The sequence below is a fragment of the Pseudomonas sp. GT1P32 genome, assembly GCF_054897805.1.
Genome location: NZ_CM142704.1, coordinates 6,056,538 through 6,071,769 on the forward strand (window position 1 = coordinate 6,056,538; position 15,232 = coordinate 6,071,769).

General features: G+C 60.3%; 12 protein-coding genes. 8 read left to right on the forward strand and 4 right to left on the reverse strand.

All coding sequences use genetic code 11. The features are described 5' to 3' along the window. Window positions 1–100 precede the first annotated feature (100 nt). Window positions 101–2,854 carry a response regulator gene (locus tag ACYZUC_RS27775; RefSeq protein ID WP_461991740.1) on the reverse strand — a complete coding sequence of 918 codons (2,754 nt, stop codon included), beginning with the start codon at window positions 2,852–2,854 and terminating at the stop codon, window positions 101–103. Window positions 2,855–3,068: 214 nt separating this feature from the next. On the opposite strand from ACYZUC_RS27775, the gene ACYZUC_RS27780 reads away from it, so the two are divergent. From ACYZUC_RS27780 to ACYZUC_RS27815, 8 genes are all read left to right on the forward strand, one after another. Next, the gene (locus ACYZUC_RS27780) at window positions 3,069–3,791 is read left to right on the forward strand and encodes a response regulator transcription factor (RefSeq protein WP_461991742.1); all 723 of its coding nucleotides are present in this window, start codon (window positions 3,069–3,071) and stop codon (window positions 3,789–3,791) included. Continuing rightward, a complete protein-coding gene (locus ACYZUC_RS27785) occupies window positions 3,778–5,184 on the forward strand; it encodes a histidine kinase sensor domain-containing protein (protein ID WP_461991744.1) in 1,407 nt (468 codons plus the stop codon). Before ACYZUC_RS27780 ends, ACYZUC_RS27785 begins: the two co-directional genes overlap by 14 nt. A gap of 184 nt (window positions 5,185–5,368) precedes the next feature. After that, window positions 5,369–6,391, forward strand: coding sequence for a PDDEXK nuclease domain-containing protein (locus ACYZUC_RS27790; protein ID WP_461991746.1), 1,023 nt, complete (start codon window positions 5,369–5,371; stop codon window positions 6,389–6,391). A 108-nt stretch (window positions 6,392–6,499) separates the two neighbouring features. After that, window positions 6,500–7,402, forward strand: a complete 903-nt coding sequence (gene cysM, locus ACYZUC_RS27795) for a cysteine synthase CysM (protein WP_008029320.1) — start codon at window positions 6,500–6,502, stop codon at window positions 7,400–7,402. After that, window positions 7,402–8,754: a 23S rRNA (uracil(1939)-C(5))-methyltransferase RlmD gene (gene rlmD / locus ACYZUC_RS27800; protein ID WP_207286455.1), complete on the forward strand. Its 1,353-nt coding sequence runs from the start codon at window positions 7,402–7,404 to the stop codon at window positions 8,752–8,754. Before cysM ends, rlmD begins: the two co-directional genes overlap by 1 nt. Window positions 8,755–8,876: 122 nt before the next feature. Further along, entirely contained in the window at window positions 8,877–11,120 is a 2,244-nt protein-coding gene (relA, locus tag ACYZUC_RS27805) for a GTP diphosphokinase (protein ID WP_461991748.1), read from the forward strand. A gap of 124 nt (window positions 11,121–11,244) precedes the next feature. Further along, window positions 11,245–12,078, forward strand: coding sequence for a nucleoside triphosphate pyrophosphohydrolase (gene mazG / locus ACYZUC_RS27810; RefSeq protein WP_032828758.1), 834 nt, complete (start codon window positions 11,245–11,247; stop codon window positions 12,076–12,078). 28 nt (window positions 12,079–12,106) lie between these two features. Then, window positions 12,107–12,649, forward strand: coding sequence for a DUF2058 domain-containing protein (locus ACYZUC_RS27815; protein WP_008041629.1), 543 nt, complete (start codon window positions 12,107–12,109; stop codon window positions 12,647–12,649). Between the two features lie 70 nt (window positions 12,650–12,719). On the opposite strand, the gene ACYZUC_RS27820 is transcribed toward ACYZUC_RS27815, so the two are convergent. The 3 genes from ACYZUC_RS27820 to fabA all read right to left on the reverse strand — a co-directional run bounded on the left by ACYZUC_RS27820 (window position 12,720) and on the right by fabA (window position 15,050). Beyond that, on the reverse strand, window positions 12,720–12,908 hold the full coding sequence (locus tag ACYZUC_RS27820; protein ID WP_192420389.1) for a hypothetical protein: 189 nt from the start codon (window positions 12,906–12,908) through the stop codon (window positions 12,720–12,722). A 394-nt stretch (window positions 12,909–13,302) separates the two neighbouring features. Next, window positions 13,303–14,523, reverse strand: coding sequence for a beta-ketoacyl-ACP synthase I (gene fabB, locus ACYZUC_RS27825; protein ID WP_461991750.1), 1,221 nt, complete (start codon window positions 14,521–14,523; stop codon window positions 13,303–13,305). 11 nt (window positions 14,524–14,534) lie between these two features. After that, complete coding sequence (gene fabA, locus ACYZUC_RS27830) at window positions 14,535–15,050, reverse strand: 3-hydroxyacyl-[acyl-carrier-protein] dehydratase FabA (protein ID WP_003179264.1); 516 nt, start codon at window positions 15,048–15,050, stop codon at window positions 14,535–14,537. Window positions 15,051–15,232: the final 182 nt, after the last annotated feature.

Below are 15,232 nucleotides of genomic sequence, written 5' to 3' on the forward strand. Positions count from 1 at the left end.
AGAATGAAGAAGGGTTTGAGGGGCCCTTCGCTGGCAAGCCATGCTCCTACAGGGATTGCGGTGAGCTTACGCCCGTGGCAATCAAACGGATTGCGTTGCATCAAGCATTTATACGCGCATGCGCCGCCAGGCGATTGATGGCCCGGTCGAGGTCTTCCAATGCGCCCGGAGCCTTCGGGTCCTGTTGCTTTAGCAGGGTTTCGCTGCGCTGGCAGGCGGCGCGCAGCTGCGGTACGCCGCAATAACGGGTGGCGCCGTGCAGGCGGTGCACGCGTTCGATCAACGCGTTGTGATCGTTGGTTTCCCGGGCGAAGCGGATGGCTTCGCGGTCGGCTTCCAGCGATGCCAACAACATCGCCAGCATGTCCGCCGCCAGATCCGCCTTGCCCGCCGCCAGCCGCAACCCTTCTTCGTGATCCAGCACTTGCAGCTCGTGGCTGCCGCCGTGACTGTCACTGGAGCGTTCGGGCCCCTGATTGCGCAACGCCAGGCCGGTCCACTTCAAGACCACCTGCGCCAATTGCCGCTCGCTGATCGGTTTGGTCAGGTAATCATCCATGCCGCTTTGCAGCAACGCGCGTTTTTCGTTGGCCATCGCGTGAGCGGTGAGGGCCACGATCGGCAGCGGCGTGCAATGCCGTTCGCTTTCCCACTGGCGAATGGTTTCGGTGCTCTGACGACCGTCCATGCCGGGCATCTGCACGTCCATCAACACCAGATCGAAGGTTTCGGTCTGCACCGCTTTGACGGCGGCATAGCCGCTTTCCACCGCAAGCACCTTGGCGCCAAGGTCTTCTAGCAGGGTTTGCACCAGCAACAGATTGGCCGGGTTGTCGTCGACGCAGAGCACCTTCGGCGCGCGGCTGGACACCGGCTCGCCGGGATCGCTGCGCTGCTGGCGCGGATTGACCAGATCGGACAAGGCCCGGCGCAACTTGCGCGTGCAGGCCGGTTTGGCCTGGAGCTGGCTGTGCGGGTTCGGCACCGAGAGGTGGAACAGTGTCTGTTCGGTGGTCGGGCACAGCACCAGCACTTTGCAGCCGAGGTGCTCAAGGTCCCAGATATGCTGGTTGAGGCGCTCCGGCGGCATGTCGTTGCTGGTGATGCCGAGCACGGCGAGGTCGATCGCCTGATCGGTCTGGTGTGCGCCGGTCACGCCATTGGTCAGGCTTTCCAGGGTATTGAACGGGGTGACTTCCAGGCCACAGTCTTCCAGTTGATGCTGCAACGCCTGACGGGCCAGTTCGTGGTTTTCCAGCACGGCGACGCGGCGTCCGAGCAACGGCGGAGCGGGCAGGTCTTCGGCGTCGTCGCGGGTTTTCGGCAGGCTCAGGCTGATCCAGAATTCCGAGCCTTCGCCCGGCGTGCTGTCGACGCCGATCTCGCCACCCATCTGTTCGATCAGGCGCTTGGAAATCACCAACCCCAGGCCGGTGCCGCCGGGTTGCCGGGACAGTGAATTGTCGGCCTGGCTGAAAGCCTGGAACAGGGCGCGCACGTCCTCGTTCGACAGGCCGATGCCGGTGTCCTGAATGCTGATGCGCAGTTGCACGCTGTCTTCATGCTCGTCTTCGAGCATGGCGCGGGCAACGATGGTGCCTTCGCGGGTGAACTTGATCGCATTGCTCACCAGGTTAGTGAGGATCTGCTTCAGGCGCAGCGGATCGCCGACCAGCGACAGCGGCGTGTCGCGATAGACCAGGCTCACCAGTTCCAGTTGTTTGGCGTGGGCGGCCGGGGCGAGGATGGTCAGGGTGTCCTGCAGCAAGTCGCGCAGGTTGAACGGAATGTGGTCGAGCACCAGTTTGCCGGCCTCGATTTTCGAGAAGTCGAGGATCTCGTTGATGATCCCCAGCAGGCTGTCGGCGGATTTTTCGATGGTGCCCAGATAGTCGAGCTGACGCGGGGTCAACTCGCTTTTTTGCAGCAGATGGGTGAAACCGAGAATGCCGTTGAGCGGCGTGCGGATTTCATGGCTCATGTTGGCGAGGAATTCGGATTTGATCCGGCTCGCTTCCAGGGCTTCCTTGCGTGCCAGATCCAGTTCGATGTTCTGGATCTCGATGGTTTCCAGGTTCTGGCGCACGTCTTCGGTGGCCTGATCGATGCTGTGCTGCAATTCTTCCTGGGCGTTTTGCAGGGTGCCGGCCATGCGGTTGATGCCGGACGCCAGTTCGTCCAGCTCCTGACTGCCGAGCGGCGGCAGGCGGGTTTCCAGATGACCGTCCTTGAGCTGCGCCACTGCTTGCTTGATCTGGCTCAGCGGCCGATTGATCGTACGGCCCATGCGCAATGCCAGCAGCGCCGCACCGGCGAGGCCCGCGCCGATCAACAGCAGGCTGGCGAACAGGCTGCGATAACCGCGCAGCAGCATGCCGTTGTGGGACAGTTCGAGTTCGACCCAACCCAGCAGGCGGTCAGATTCATCGGGTATCAGGTCACCGGCCAGGTTGCGGTGCTTGCCGAACACCGGCAGCAGGTAACGCGTCGCATCGTTGCCGCTGCGGCGCAGCATCTGCGAACCATTGCCCAACGGCGCCGGATTGAGCATGGTCGGGCCGGCATGCGCCAGCGACGTGCGGTCCGGGGCGAGGAGCGTCACCGCGCGCACATCGGGCGTCTCCAGCGCTTGGGTGGCGATGCGTTCCAGCAGTTCGGTGTCCTTGTGCCCCATCGCCGGGGCCACGAGGGGCGCGAGCTGTTCGGCGATCATTTCGCCACGCTGCATGAGTTGGGTTTGCAGGTCGGATTGCTGCATCCAGGTGAAATAGCCGCCCAGCACCAAGGCCATCAGGCTGGTCGGAAGCAAGGTCAGCAACAGCACGCGGCCTTTTATTCCCAGTTTCTTGAGCACGCATCTCTCCCGCATCCAGCCATTTAAGAACCTGCGCATACATCCGGTACACGCCACTTGCGCAGTGTAGCGATTTGCTTGCGGGCAATCCTCGTAAAATTGATGACGTCATTCGTCGGGCAGTCCAGCGCTTTTGCGTGGCTGGCAAACCTTGGGTTGCCCCCGGCGAGGCAATCTTGAATAATCATCAACTGAGAATTATTTGCAGATACTCATGACTCCCATCTCTGTTGGCCATCCCCGAATCCTCTCCATCGAAGACGACCTGGTGCTCGGTGCTTATGTGCACGAGCAACTGGGCCGCAACGGTTTCCAGGTGACCTGGTGCCAAAATGGCCAGGAAGGCCTGGCGATTGCCCGTGAGCAAGCCTTCGATGTGGTGCTGATGGACATTCTGCTGCCGGGCATGAACGGATTGAACGTGCTGACGCAATTGCGCCAGAGCCATTCCACCCCGGTGGTGCTGATGTCGGCACTGGGCGCCGAAGCCGATCGCATCAGCGGTTTCCGCCTCGGCGCCGATGATTATTTGCCCAAGCCCTTCAGCATGGCCGAGCTGCGCGTGCGCATCGAAGCGATCCTGCGGCGCGTCGCACTGGATCGTCGACCGGCCGTGGCGCCGGTTGCCTTGGTGACGGACAGTCTGCGTTTCGACGATGAATGCTTCGAGGTGTTCTATGGCGAACACGCCGCCGGCCTGACCCGCAGCGAGTACCGGTTGCTGGAAACCCTCCACCGCAACGGCGATGAGGTGCTGAGCAAAGCCTTCCTTTATCAGCACGTGCTGCAACGGGGTTACGCGGCTCACGACCGCAGCCTCGACATGCACATCAGCCAGATCCGTCGCAAGCTCAAGGCCATCGGCTACACCGAGCGGGAAGTGCGCACGGTATGGGGCAAAGGCTATGTTCTGAGTGCTGACCATGAAGTGGTCTGATCTGCCGGGCAGGCATTCGCTGTTCTGGAAACTCGCCTGTCTGCTGGTGGCGTTCTGTCTGCTGATGATCTGGCTGAGCTGGTCCTGGGGCCGCTACATGGAGGAGCGCAACCAGTTCCTGTCGGACGAGGCCCGAGGCACGCTGACGCGTTATGCGACGGAAGCCGAACAGGCATGGCAGCAGGGGCAGAGTGCAGGTGTCGATGCCTGGCTGCAGGAGATGCGACAGCGTGAAAAAGGCTGGGTAGGCGTGATTGGCGGCGATTTGCAGTCGTTGAGCAGTCAGCCGCTGACGGGCCAGGAAATCCAGCACCTGACTTTTCTGCGCGGCCTGGACTGGCCTATTCACAAAAAACGCCTGCCGTGGCTGCGCGTGCCGTTTCCCGGCGACTCATCTGTCGGCAGCCTGGTGATCGAACTGCCCCAGCGGTTCATGCCGGGGCGCTACCGGGTGTTCTGGCGCGTCATCACTAACGGCGTGATTCCCGGACTGTTCACCTTGCTGTTGTGTGTCGGGCTATATCGATTGCTGGTCGTGCCCCTCAATCAACTGCGCGAGCAGGCCAATGCGTGGCGCGCCGACCAGTTGGGTGTGCGCCTGTCGAGCCGCACGACCAATCGTTCCGATGAACTGGGTGAGCTGGGCCGCGCGTTCGATCACATGTCCGAGCGCCTGCAAAGCACGGTGGCCCTGCAACAACAGCTGCTGCGCGACCTCTCCCACGAATTGCGCACGCCCTTGAGCCGTTTGCGCGTGGCGAGCGAGGGCGAGCAAAGTCTGGTGCAACTGCGCGAACGCATCGGCCGCGAAGTCGATGGCATGCAGCGGCTGGTCGAAGACACGCTGCAACTGGCCTGGCTCGACACCGAGCGCACACCCTTGCCCGACGAGGCGATCCAGATTCAGGCGTTGTGGGAAATGCTCACGGACAACGCCTGCTATGAAAGTTGCTGCCCCACCGACCAATTGCAGTGTGCGGTGGAGTCATCCTGCTGGGTGCGCGGCAATCTCAACACCCTGGCCCAGGCCCTGGAAAACATCCTGCGCAATGCCATTCGCCATTCACCGAAGGGCGGCGTTGTGCGTCTGGATGGACGGCGCGATGGCGACTTCTGGCATCTGTGGCTGGAGGATGAAGGGGGCGGGGTGGCGGAAGAGGATCTGGAACGGATCTTCTCGCCGTTCACTCGACTCGATGGTTCGCGGCCCGGGAATGGCGGGTTCGGGTTGGGGCTGAGCATTGCGAGGAATGCGGTGCAGCGCCAGGGCGGGAGGCTTTGGGCTGAGAACACCGGGGCAGGGTTGCGGCTGAACATGCGGTTGGTGGCTGATGACGCCATCGCGAGCAGGCTCGCTCCTACAGTGGATGTGTGCCGGCCGCAAATGGTGTGATCACCCCCTGATTCCCTGTGGGAGCGAGCCTGCTCGCGAAGAGGCCCTCCCATCCACCACCGCTCTGATTTTGCCGGAGCGTTCCCGAGATTGTGTACGACATTTCCCAAAGGGTATCACCGGTCATTTCAAACGTCCTTGACGGTTTAAGCTCACGCTTTAACTCATGTTCAAGGAATCAGGCATGACTGCAATCCACGTTCCCGGCAACACAACCGACGACCGTTTCAATGAAGTGCTTGCACTGATTCACGGTGCCAGGCAACAGGCGATACAGACGGTGAATACCCAGCTGATCGAGTTGTACTGGCAGGTTGGTGGTTATATCAGTCGCAAGCTGGAACTGGCTGAATGGGGAGATGCCGTGATCAGTCAGTTGGCTGAGCATCTGGCCCGGACGCAGCCCGGGTTGCGTGGTTTTACCCGTCCCAATCTGTTTCGCATGCGCCAGTTCTATGAGACTTATCGGGGCGACGTAATTGTCTCACCACTGGTGAGACAATTACCCTGGACTCATAACATGATCGTCCTAAGCCAAAGCAAACACCCGGAAGAGCGTGAGTTTTATCTGCGTATGGCCGTTCAGGAAAAGTGGTCGAAGCGCGAGCTGGAACGCCAGTTAAAGGCTGCACTGTTCGAACGCAGTATCACCCAACCGGCAAAAGCCTCCGCCGCGCTGAAACAAACTCACCCCTCGGCGCTTGAGATATTCCGCGACGCCTACATGATCGAGTTTCTCGACCTGCCCGGCGCCCACGCCGAAACCGATCTGCATCAGGGTTTACTGGCACGCCTCAAGGAGTTTCTGATCGAGCTTGGCCGCGACTTCTGCTTTGTCGGTTCCGAATACCCGCTGCAAGTTGGCGGCCGGGATTTCGCTCTGGACCTGTTGTTCTTCCACCGTGGGCTCAACTGCCTGGTGGCCATTGAACTAAAGGTCGGTCGTTTCGAACCGGAGTACCTGGGCAAGCTGAATTTCTATCTGGAAGCGCTGGATCGTGGTGAGCGCAAGCCCCACGAAAACCCTGCCATTGGGGTATTGCTTTGTGCCAGCAAGGAAGATGAAGTGGTCGAGTACGCCCTTAATCGCAGTCTGTCGCCAGCACTGATTGCCGAGTACCAGGTTCAGCTACCGGACAAACAATTGCTTCAGGCCAAGCTGCATGAGTTCTATGCCTTGAATACTGCGCAGGCGAAAGAAGGCTGAACCAGTCGCTTATTCCCATAAGCCATAAGCACCGCACTTTGCGTGATATGGCCTTCCAACGTTTGCCGGTATGATAGGCGCCCCCGCAGTCTGGATTGCGAATACGCCATGACCTTGCAGTACCCAACCATCGCCGATTGCGTCGGCAACACTCCGCTGGTCCGTTTGCAGCGCCTGCCCGGCGCCACCAGCAATACCCTTTTGCTCAAGCTCGAAGGGAACAACCCGGCGGGTTCGGTCAAGGACCGGCCGGCGCTGTCGATGATTACCCGCGCCGAGTTGCGTGGGCAGATCCACGTCGGCGATACGCTGATCGAAGCGACCTCGGGTAACACCGGGATCGCCCTGGCCATGGCCGCCGCGATCAAGGGTTACAAGATGATCCTGATCATGCCGGACAACTCCAGCGCCGAGCGCAAAGCCGCGATGACGGCGTATGGCGCCGAGCTGATCCTGGTCACCCAGGAAGAAGGCATGGAAGGCGCACGCGACCTCGCCCAGCGAATGGAAGCCGAAGGCCGTGGCAAGGTGCTGGACCAGTTCGCCAACGGCGACAACCCGGAAGCGCACTACACCACTACCGGCCCGGAAATCTGGCGTCAGACCGAGGGCACCATCACTCATTTCGTCAGTTCGATGGGCACCACGGGCACCATCATGGGCGTGTCGCGCTACTTGAAAGAGCAGAACGACAACGTGCAGATCATCGGCCTGCAACCGATGGAAGGCTCGGCGATCCCGGGCATCCGTCGCTGGCCGCAGGAATACCTGCCGAAGATTTACCAGGCCGATCGCGTGGACCGCATCGTCGACATGGCGCAAAGCGAAGCCGAGGACGTGACCCGTCGTCTGGCTCGCGAAGAAGGCATTTTCTGCGGCGTGTCCTCGGGCGGTGCCGTGGCAGCGATGCTGCGCCTGTCCAAAGAAGTTGAAAACGCGGTGATCGTCGCGATCATCTGCGACCGTGGCGACCGTTACTTGTCGACCGGCATTTTCGACGCGCCCAACTGATGGCCAAGCACGAGAGAGGCCTGCGCTTCCAGCCCACCGGCGGCAGCAAGGCCCCGCAAATTCCGACCGGCAAAAAGCAGCGCCTGACTATAGAGCGCCTGGCGAATGACGGTCGCGGTATCGCGTTTTTCGAAGGTCGCACCTGGTTCGTCATCGGCGCATTGGCCGGTGAAGAGGTCGAGGCGCGCGTGTTGGGCGCCCACGGCAAAGTGGTCGAGGCGCGCACCGAGCGTGTGTTCCAGGCCAGCGAACTGCGTCGCCCGGCACCGTGTCCGCATGCCGGTCGCTGTGGCGGTTGCAGCGTGCAACATCTGCCGCACACCGAACAACTTGCCCTGAAACAGCGCATGCTCGCCGAGCAATTGTCGAAGGTCGCCGGTGTCGAACCCGAAGAATGGGCCGCGCCGTTAAGCGGTCCGGAATTCGCTTACCGCCGTCGCGCCCGTGTAGCGGTGCGCTGGGACATGAAAGCGAAAAAGCTCGAAGTCGGTTTCCGCGCCGCTGGCAGTCAGGACATTGTTGCGATCAACGAATGCCCGGTGCTGGTACAGCCCTTGCAACCGATCATGACCCGCTTGCCGGAAATGCTCCGCCGCTTGAGCAAGCCTCAGGCGCTGGGGCATGTGGAATTGTTCAGTGGTTCGTCGTTGGCGGTTTTGCTGCGGCACATGGCGCCGTTGTCTGAATCCGATCTGACGATCCTCAAGGATTTCTGCTCGTTTCATGAAGCTCAATTGTGGCTGCATGGAGAGGGCGAACCACAACCGGTTCAAGCCGATCAGTCTTTGGGCTATCGCCTTGAGCAGTGGGATTTGAACCTGGCGTACCGGCCGGGAGACTTCATTCAGGTCAACGCGGCGGTCAACGAAGCGATGGTTGCCCAGGCGCTGGACTGGTTGAAGCCGACAGCGGATGAGCGTGTTCTCGATCTATTCTGTGGGTTGGGTAACTTTGCCTTGCCGCTGGCCAAAGCGGTTCGCGAAGTGGTGGCAGTCGAAGGTGTGCAGGCGATGGTCGAGCGGGCAGCCGCGAACGCCGCTAGCAACAATCTTCATAATGCGAAGTTTTTTCAGGCCGATTTATCCCAGCCTTTGACCGATGCCGAATGGGCGCGCGAAGGCTTTTGTGCGGTACTCTTGGACCCACCCCGTGACGGTGCTTTCGAGGTAGTGCGCAAGCTCAAGTCGATGGGTGCCGAGCGGTTGGTGTATGTGTCATGCAATCCGGCAACGCTGGCGCGCGACACAGTGGAATTGATCAAGCAGGGCTACCGGTTAAAACGTGCCGGGATTCTCGATATGTTTCCTCAGACGGCACATGTCGAAGCCATGGCGTTATTTGAAGCGAGCTAGGAAGGCTCGTCTGGTCCGACTGGCCCGCCCGTGCAGCCGCGTACCAGCCCGACGTGGGCTCATGGGCAACGAAGGTCAGCGATTTGACGCATTGAATCTGCGTCGTAGGGAAGGTAAGCAAGATGGTACAGGTGAGAGCACACCAGCCGATCAACACCGACGGCAGTATCAATCTCGAGGCTTGGCTCGATCATGCGGTCAGTGTCGATCTGGCACTGGATCGCGAAGCCTTGAAGGAAGCCTGCGAGTACGCTCGCGAGGCCGAACAACAAGCCAATGCGGCAAAGAATTTGTGGTCCGAGGGAAACTCCAGTTTCCGCACCGGCCTTGAAATCGCCGAGATCCTCGCCGACCTCAAGCTCGATCAGGATTCGCTGGTCGCCGCGGTCCTGTACCGAGGCGTGCGCGAAGGCCAGATCCAGTTGCCGGCGGTCAGCCAGCGCTTTGGTCCCGTGGTGGCCAAACTCATCGACGGCGTGCAACGCATGGCGGCGATCAGCGACAGCCTGAGCCCGCGCAAATCCATGGTGATGGGCACTCAGGGTCAGGTGGAAAACCTGCGCAAGATGCTGGTGGCCATGGTCGACGACGTGCGTGTCGCGCTGATCAAACTGGCCGAACGCACCTGCGCGATCCGTGCGGTGAAAACCGCCGACGACGAGAAGCGCAACCGCGTCGCCCGGGAAGTCTTCGACATCTACGCGCCGCTCGCCCACCGTCTTGGCATCGGTCACATCAAGTGGGAACTGGAGGACTTGTCCTTCCGCTACCTCGAGCCCGATCAGTACAAGCAGATCGCCAAGTTGCTGCACGAGCGGCGCCTGGATCGCGAGCGTTTCATCGCCGATGTGATGAACCAGCTGAAAGTCGAATTGCAGGCCACCGGCGTCGACGCCGACATCAGTGGCCGGGCCAAACACATCTATTCGATCTGGCGCAAAATGCAACGCAAGGGTCTGGAGTTCAGCCAGATCTACGACGTGCGTGCCGTTCGCGTGCTGGTGCCGGAAATGCGCGATTGCTACACCGCGCTCGGCATCGTCCACACCTTGTGGCGGCACATCCCGAAAGAATTCGACGACTACATCGCCAACCCGAAAGAGAACGGCTACCGCTCGCTGCACACAGCAGTGATCGGGCCTGAAGGCAAGGTGCTGGAAGTGCAGATCCGCACCCATTCCATGCACGAAGAGGCCGAGCTGGGCGTTTGCGCGCACTGGCGCTACAAGGGCACCGACGTCAAGTCCGGCTCCAACCACTACGAAGAGAAAATCTCCTGGCTGCGTCAGGTGCTCGAGTGGCACGAAGAGTTGGGCGACATCGGCGGCCTGGCGGAACAGCTGCGGGTCGATATCGAGCCGGACCGGGTGTACATCTTCACCCCCGACGGTCACGCCATCGACTTGCCGAAAGGCGCGACGCCGCTGGACTTCGCCTACCGCGTGCACACCGAGATCGGTCACAACTGCCGTGGCGCGAAGATCAACGGGCGCATCGTACCGCTCAACTACAGCCTGCAAACCGGCGAGCAAGTCGAGATCATCACCAGCAAGCACGGCACCCCGAGCCGCGACTGGCTGAACCCGAACCTGGGTTACATCACCACCTCGCGGGCGCGGGCGAAGATCGTTCACTGGTTCAAATTGCAGGCGCGCGATCAGAACGTCGCGGCCGGTAAAACCCTGCTCGAACGCGAACTCAGTCGCCTTGGCTTGCCAGCGGTGGATTTCGACAAGCTGGCCGACAAGGCCAACATGAAGACTGCCGAGGACATGTTCGCCGCGTTGGGCGCAGGCGATTTGCGCCTGGCGCAACTGGTGAACCTGGCGCAGCAACTGGTCGAGCCGGAACGCGGCAGCGAGCAGCTGGAACTGATTCCGCGCAAGGCCACCGGCTACAAACCGGGCAAGCGCGGCGACATTCAGATCCAGGGCGTCGGCAACCTGATGACGCAAATGGCAGGCTGCTGCCAGCCGTTGCCGGGCGATGCCATCGTCGGTTACATCACCCAGGGCCGTGGCGTGAGCATTCACCGTCAGGACTGCGCCTCGGTGTTGCAACTGGGCGGGCGCGAGCCTGAGCGGATCATCCAGGTCAGTTGGGGCCCGGTGCCGGTGCTCACCTATCCGGTGGACATCATCATCCGCGCCTACGACCGTTCCGGATTGCTGCGTGACGTCTCGCAAGTGCTGCTCAACGAGCGGATCAACGTGCTGGCGGTCAACACCCGCTCGAACAAAGAGGACAACACCGCGTTGATGTCCTTGACCATCGAGATCCCGGGGCTGGATGCGCTTGGGCGGTTGCTGGGGCGGATATCCCAGTTGCCGAACATCATCGAAACCCGGCGTAACCGTACGCCGTGAGAAACCTTCACGGAAATTGATGGTGATACCTGTAGGAGCGAGGCTTGCCCGCGAAAACGGTGTGTCAGACATGCAGCTTTCGCGGGCAAGCCTCGCTCCTACAGGGCGTAGAGATTGAGAAAAGATGTATTCACTTGAAGACTTGCTACACCTGATGAGCCGTCTGCGCGACCCGCAGTTCGGCTGCCCGTGGGACATCAAGCAAACCTACGCGACCATCGTCCCGCACACCCTTGAGGAAGCCTACGAAGTCGCCGACGCCATCGAGCGTGGTGACTTCGATCACTTGCAGGGCGAGTTGGGCGATCTGCTGTTCCAGGTGGTTTATTACAGCCAACTGGCCCGGGAAGAAGGGCGCTTCGAATTCGCCGGCGTCATCGACAGCATCACCCGCAAGTTGATCCGTCGTCATCCCCACGTGTTCCCCACCGGCGATCTGTACGCGCCGCTGGATGTTCCGCGTCTGAGTGAAGAGCAGGTCAAGCAGCGCTGGGAAGAAATCAAGGCTGAGGAGCGCGCCGAGAAATCCGCGGCGCCGCAGCAACTGTCCTTGCTCGACGACGTGCCCGCTGCGCTGCCGGCGTTATCCCGTTCGGCCAAGCTGCAAAAGCGCGCAGGGCAGGTCGGTTTCGACTGGCCGGATGCGTTGCCGGTGCTGGACAAAGTCCGCGAAGAGCTCGATGAAGTGCTCGAAGCCATGGCCGACAACGACTCGGCAGCGATTGCCGATGAAGTCGGTGACCTGCTGTTTTCCGTGGTCAATCTGGCGCGTCATTTAAAGGTCGATCCGGAAACCGCCTTGCGCGGTGCCAACAGCAAATTCGAAAGACGCTTCCGTTTTATCGAACAGGCATTGCGCGACACCCACCGTCCCATAGAAGATTGCACCCTCGAAGAGTTGGACGCCTTGTGGGGCGAAGCCAAACGTCAGGAAAAGAATTTGCCCAGCTGCGGTTGAGCAGTGGCCTAAGTGAGAAATAAGCACCATGAGCATTTCCCTTCGCGACCAGTTGCTAAAGGCAGGGCTGGTCAACCAAAAGCAGGCCAAACAGGTCGGCAAAGAGAAGCAGAAGCAGCAGCGTCTGGTCCATAAAGGCCAGATCGAACAGGACGACACCCAGCAGCGTCTGGCGCAGGAAGCACTGGCCGAGAAGGTCAAGCGTGACCAGGAGCTGAACCGTCAGCAGCAAGAGAAGGCCGAGGCCAAGGCCCGTGCCGCGCAGGTCAAGCAATTGATCGAAGTCTCGCGCTTGCCGAAGCTGACCACCGAGGACTACTACAACTTCGTTGACGACAAGAAGGTCAAGCGTCTGTCGGTCAACGCGCTGATGCGCAACAAGCTCAGCAACGGTTCGCTGGCGATCGTGCACCATGCCGGCGGTTACGAGGTGATCCCGCGTGAGGCGGCCCTGAAGATCCAGGAACGCGATCCGCAGCGCATCGTGCAGCTGAATGTGCAGACCGAAGAAGCGGCGGCTGAAGACGATCCGTACGCGGCCTATCAGATCCCTGATGATCTGATGTGGTAAGCGGTTAACGACTGCTACAACGACAAACCCCGCTCATGGCGGGGTTTGTCGTTTTCAATGCTGTCGTTGCTTATGCGGATCGGAGCTCTCGTTGTTGCTCCAGTGTTTCCAGTTCGGCCTTGTAGCTGTGGGCGTCGGTTTCGGAGTGGAACATCCCTACCAACATGCCTTGTTGGTGTACGTCCCAGATCCGGATGCCAGCGGCTACGCCTTCGTGGGATTTATGTGAATCGTCGCGTTCAGTTACTTTTACAGTCATCTGCTAGCTCCAATCTCTGTGATATCTGCAGCAAGGCGTGTGCAGGACTCAGTTATATGTTTGGTTAGCTTGCTAAGTAAACGATTGCATTTGGTAACGCACTCTTGCCAATTCTGTAAAAGTGCTGCAGCCCGCGTAATACGCGACATTCGGTCGCAGGGCTTTGAGTTTCATGACAAAAGCTTCATGTTTTCTGGCCCGTGCGCCATACACAAAACCTGTAGGAGCCGGCTTGCCGGCGATGACGTATGCACCTCAGCATTGATGTTGGCTGACCCACCGCAATCGCTGGCAAGCCAGCTCCTACAGGTTGTGTGTTGTGCCTTTTGTTCAGGCATAAAAAAACGCCCCGAACCAGTCGGGGCGTTTTTGTGTGCAGCGTAGCGGCGGGGTATTACTTACCCTGCCAGCGCTTCAGTACCAAAGTAGCGTTGGTACCACCGAAGCCGAAGCTGTTGCTCATCACGGTGTTGATGGTGGCGTTTTCGCGAGTCTTGGTCAGGATCGGCATGTCTGCCACCGCCGGGTCCAGCTCGTCGATGTTGGCGGAACCCGCCATGAAGTTGCCTTCCATCATCAGCAGGCAGTAGATCGCTTCGTGAACGCCGGCGGCGCCCAGGGAGTGACCGGACAGGCTCTTGGTAGAGCTGATGGCCGGAGCCTTGTCGCCGAATACCGCACGCACGCCTTCCATTTCCTTGGTGTCGCCGACCGGAGTCGAGGTACCGTGGGTGTTCAGGTAGTCGATAGGAGCGTCAACGGTGGACATTGCCATCTGCATGCAGCGGATGGCGCCTTCGCCGCTTGGAGCAACCATGTCGTAGCCGTCGGAGGTCGCGCCGTAGCCAACGATTTCCGCGTAGATTTTCGCGCCGCGAGCCAGAGCGTGTTCCAGCTCCTCGACCACTACCATGCCGCCACCGCCGGCGATGACGAAACCGTCACGCTTGGCGTCGTAGGCGCGGGAGGCCTTTTCCGGGGTTTCGTTGTACTGGGTGGACAGGGCGCCCATGGCGTCGAACAGGAACGACTGGCTCCAATGTTCTTCTTCACCGCCGCCGGCAAATACGATGTCCTGCTTGCCCAACTGGATCTGCTCGACCGCAGTACCGATGCAGTGAGCACTGGTGGCGCAGGCGGAGGAGATCGAGTAGTTCACACCCTTGATCTGGAACGGCGTGGCCAGGCAGGCGGAAACGGTGCTGCCCATGGTCCGCGTCACGCGGTATGGACCAACGCGCTTCACGCCTTTCTCGCGCAGGATGTCCAGCGCTTCCATCTGGTTCAGCGTGGAGGCGCCACCGGAACCGGCGATCAGGCCGGTACGCGGGTTGGAGACTTGCTCATCGGTCAGACCGGAGTCGGCGATGGCGTCTTTCATGGCCAGATAGGCGTAAGCCGCCGCGTGGCCGACGAAGCGATAGATCTTGCGATCGATCAGCTCTTCGAGGGGAAGGTCGATGGAGCCGGAAACCTGGCTACGCAGACCCATTTCGGCATATTCCGGGTTGAACCGGATGCCAGGGCGGCTTGCACGCAGGTTAGCGGAGACGGTCTCTTTGTCATTGCCCAGGCACGAAACGATGCCCAGACCAGTGATAACGACGCGGCGCATGCGGATAACCCTTAGAAGTTGTCAGTGGAGGTGAAAACGCCGACCCGAAGGCCTTCGGCGGTGTAGATCTCGCGACCGTCGACAGTCACCGAACCATCGGCGATGGCCAGGTTCAGCTTGCCTTTGAGGACGCGCTTGATATGAATGTTATAGGTCACTTTTTTCGCGGTCGGCAGAACCTGACCAAAGAACTTCACTTCGCCCGAACCCAGGGCGCGGCCACGACCCGGCAGACCTTGCCAGCCGAGGAAGAAACCGACCAGTTGCCACATGGCGTCGAGGCCCAGGCAGCCTGGCATCACCGGGTCACCTTCGAAGTGACAGGCGAAAAACCACAGATCCGGAGTGATATCCAGCTCGGCGACCAATTCACCTTTGCCGTACTTGCCGCCTTCTTCGCTGATCAGGGTGATGCGGTCCACCATCAGCATGTTCGGGGCGGGCAGTTGCGCGTTACCTGGGCCGAACAGCTCACCGCGACTGCAGCGCAGCAGGTCTTCCCGAGTAAAGGCGTTTTGTTTGGTCATGCGAGCTCCTCAATAGTCCCATGCGGCAGGTGGGGCAAATCTTCCCGACCGATCGAAGCGTTCATGCCTCGAGTCAGCAGCCTACTCATAGACTATTGCGTTGTGGTGAAAGTCACAGCACCAAGGACATGAATGTACACTTGTGCACTGAAATTATTATTCAAGCCCCTTTTCGGGCCTGT

Bases quoted from the DNA above. Each gene is read 5' to 3' on its own strand.
- cysM (WP_008029320.1), top strand. From the start codon at position 6,500: ATGACCTTGCAGTACCCAACCATCGCCGATTGCGTCGGCAACACTCCG.
- ACYZUC_RS27780 (WP_461991742.1), top strand. From the start codon at position 3,069: ATGACTCCCATCTCTGTTGGCCATCCCCGAATCCTCTCCATCGAAGAC.
- fabA (WP_003179264.1), bottom strand. From the start codon at position 15,050: ATGACCAAACAAAACGCCTTTACTCGGGAAGACCTGCTGCGCTGCAGT.
- fabB (WP_461991750.1), bottom strand. From the start codon at position 14,523: ATGCGCCGCGTCGTTATCACTGGTCTGGGCATCGTTTCGTGCCTGGGC.
- ACYZUC_RS27815 (WP_008041629.1), top strand. From the start codon at position 12,107: ATGAGCATTTCCCTTCGCGACCAGTTGCTAAAGGCAGGGCTGGTCAAC.
- rlmD (WP_207286455.1), top strand. From the start codon at position 7,402: ATGGCCAAGCACGAGAGAGGCCTGCGCTTCCAGCCCACCGGCGGCAGC.
- relA (WP_461991748.1), top strand. From the start codon at position 8,877: ATGGTACAGGTGAGAGCACACCAGCCGATCAACACCGACGGCAGTATC.
- ACYZUC_RS27785 (WP_461991744.1), top strand. From the start codon at position 3,778: ATGAAGTGGTCTGATCTGCCGGGCAGGCATTCGCTGTTCTGGAAACTC.
- ACYZUC_RS27790 (WP_461991746.1), top strand. From the start codon at position 5,369: ATGACTGCAATCCACGTTCCCGGCAACACAACCGACGACCGTTTCAAT.
- ACYZUC_RS27820 (WP_192420389.1), bottom strand. From the start codon at position 12,908: ATGACTGTAAAAGTAACTGAACGCGACGATTCACATAAATCCCACGAA.
- mazG (WP_032828758.1), top strand. From the start codon at position 11,245: ATGTATTCACTTGAAGACTTGCTACACCTGATGAGCCGTCTGCGCGAC.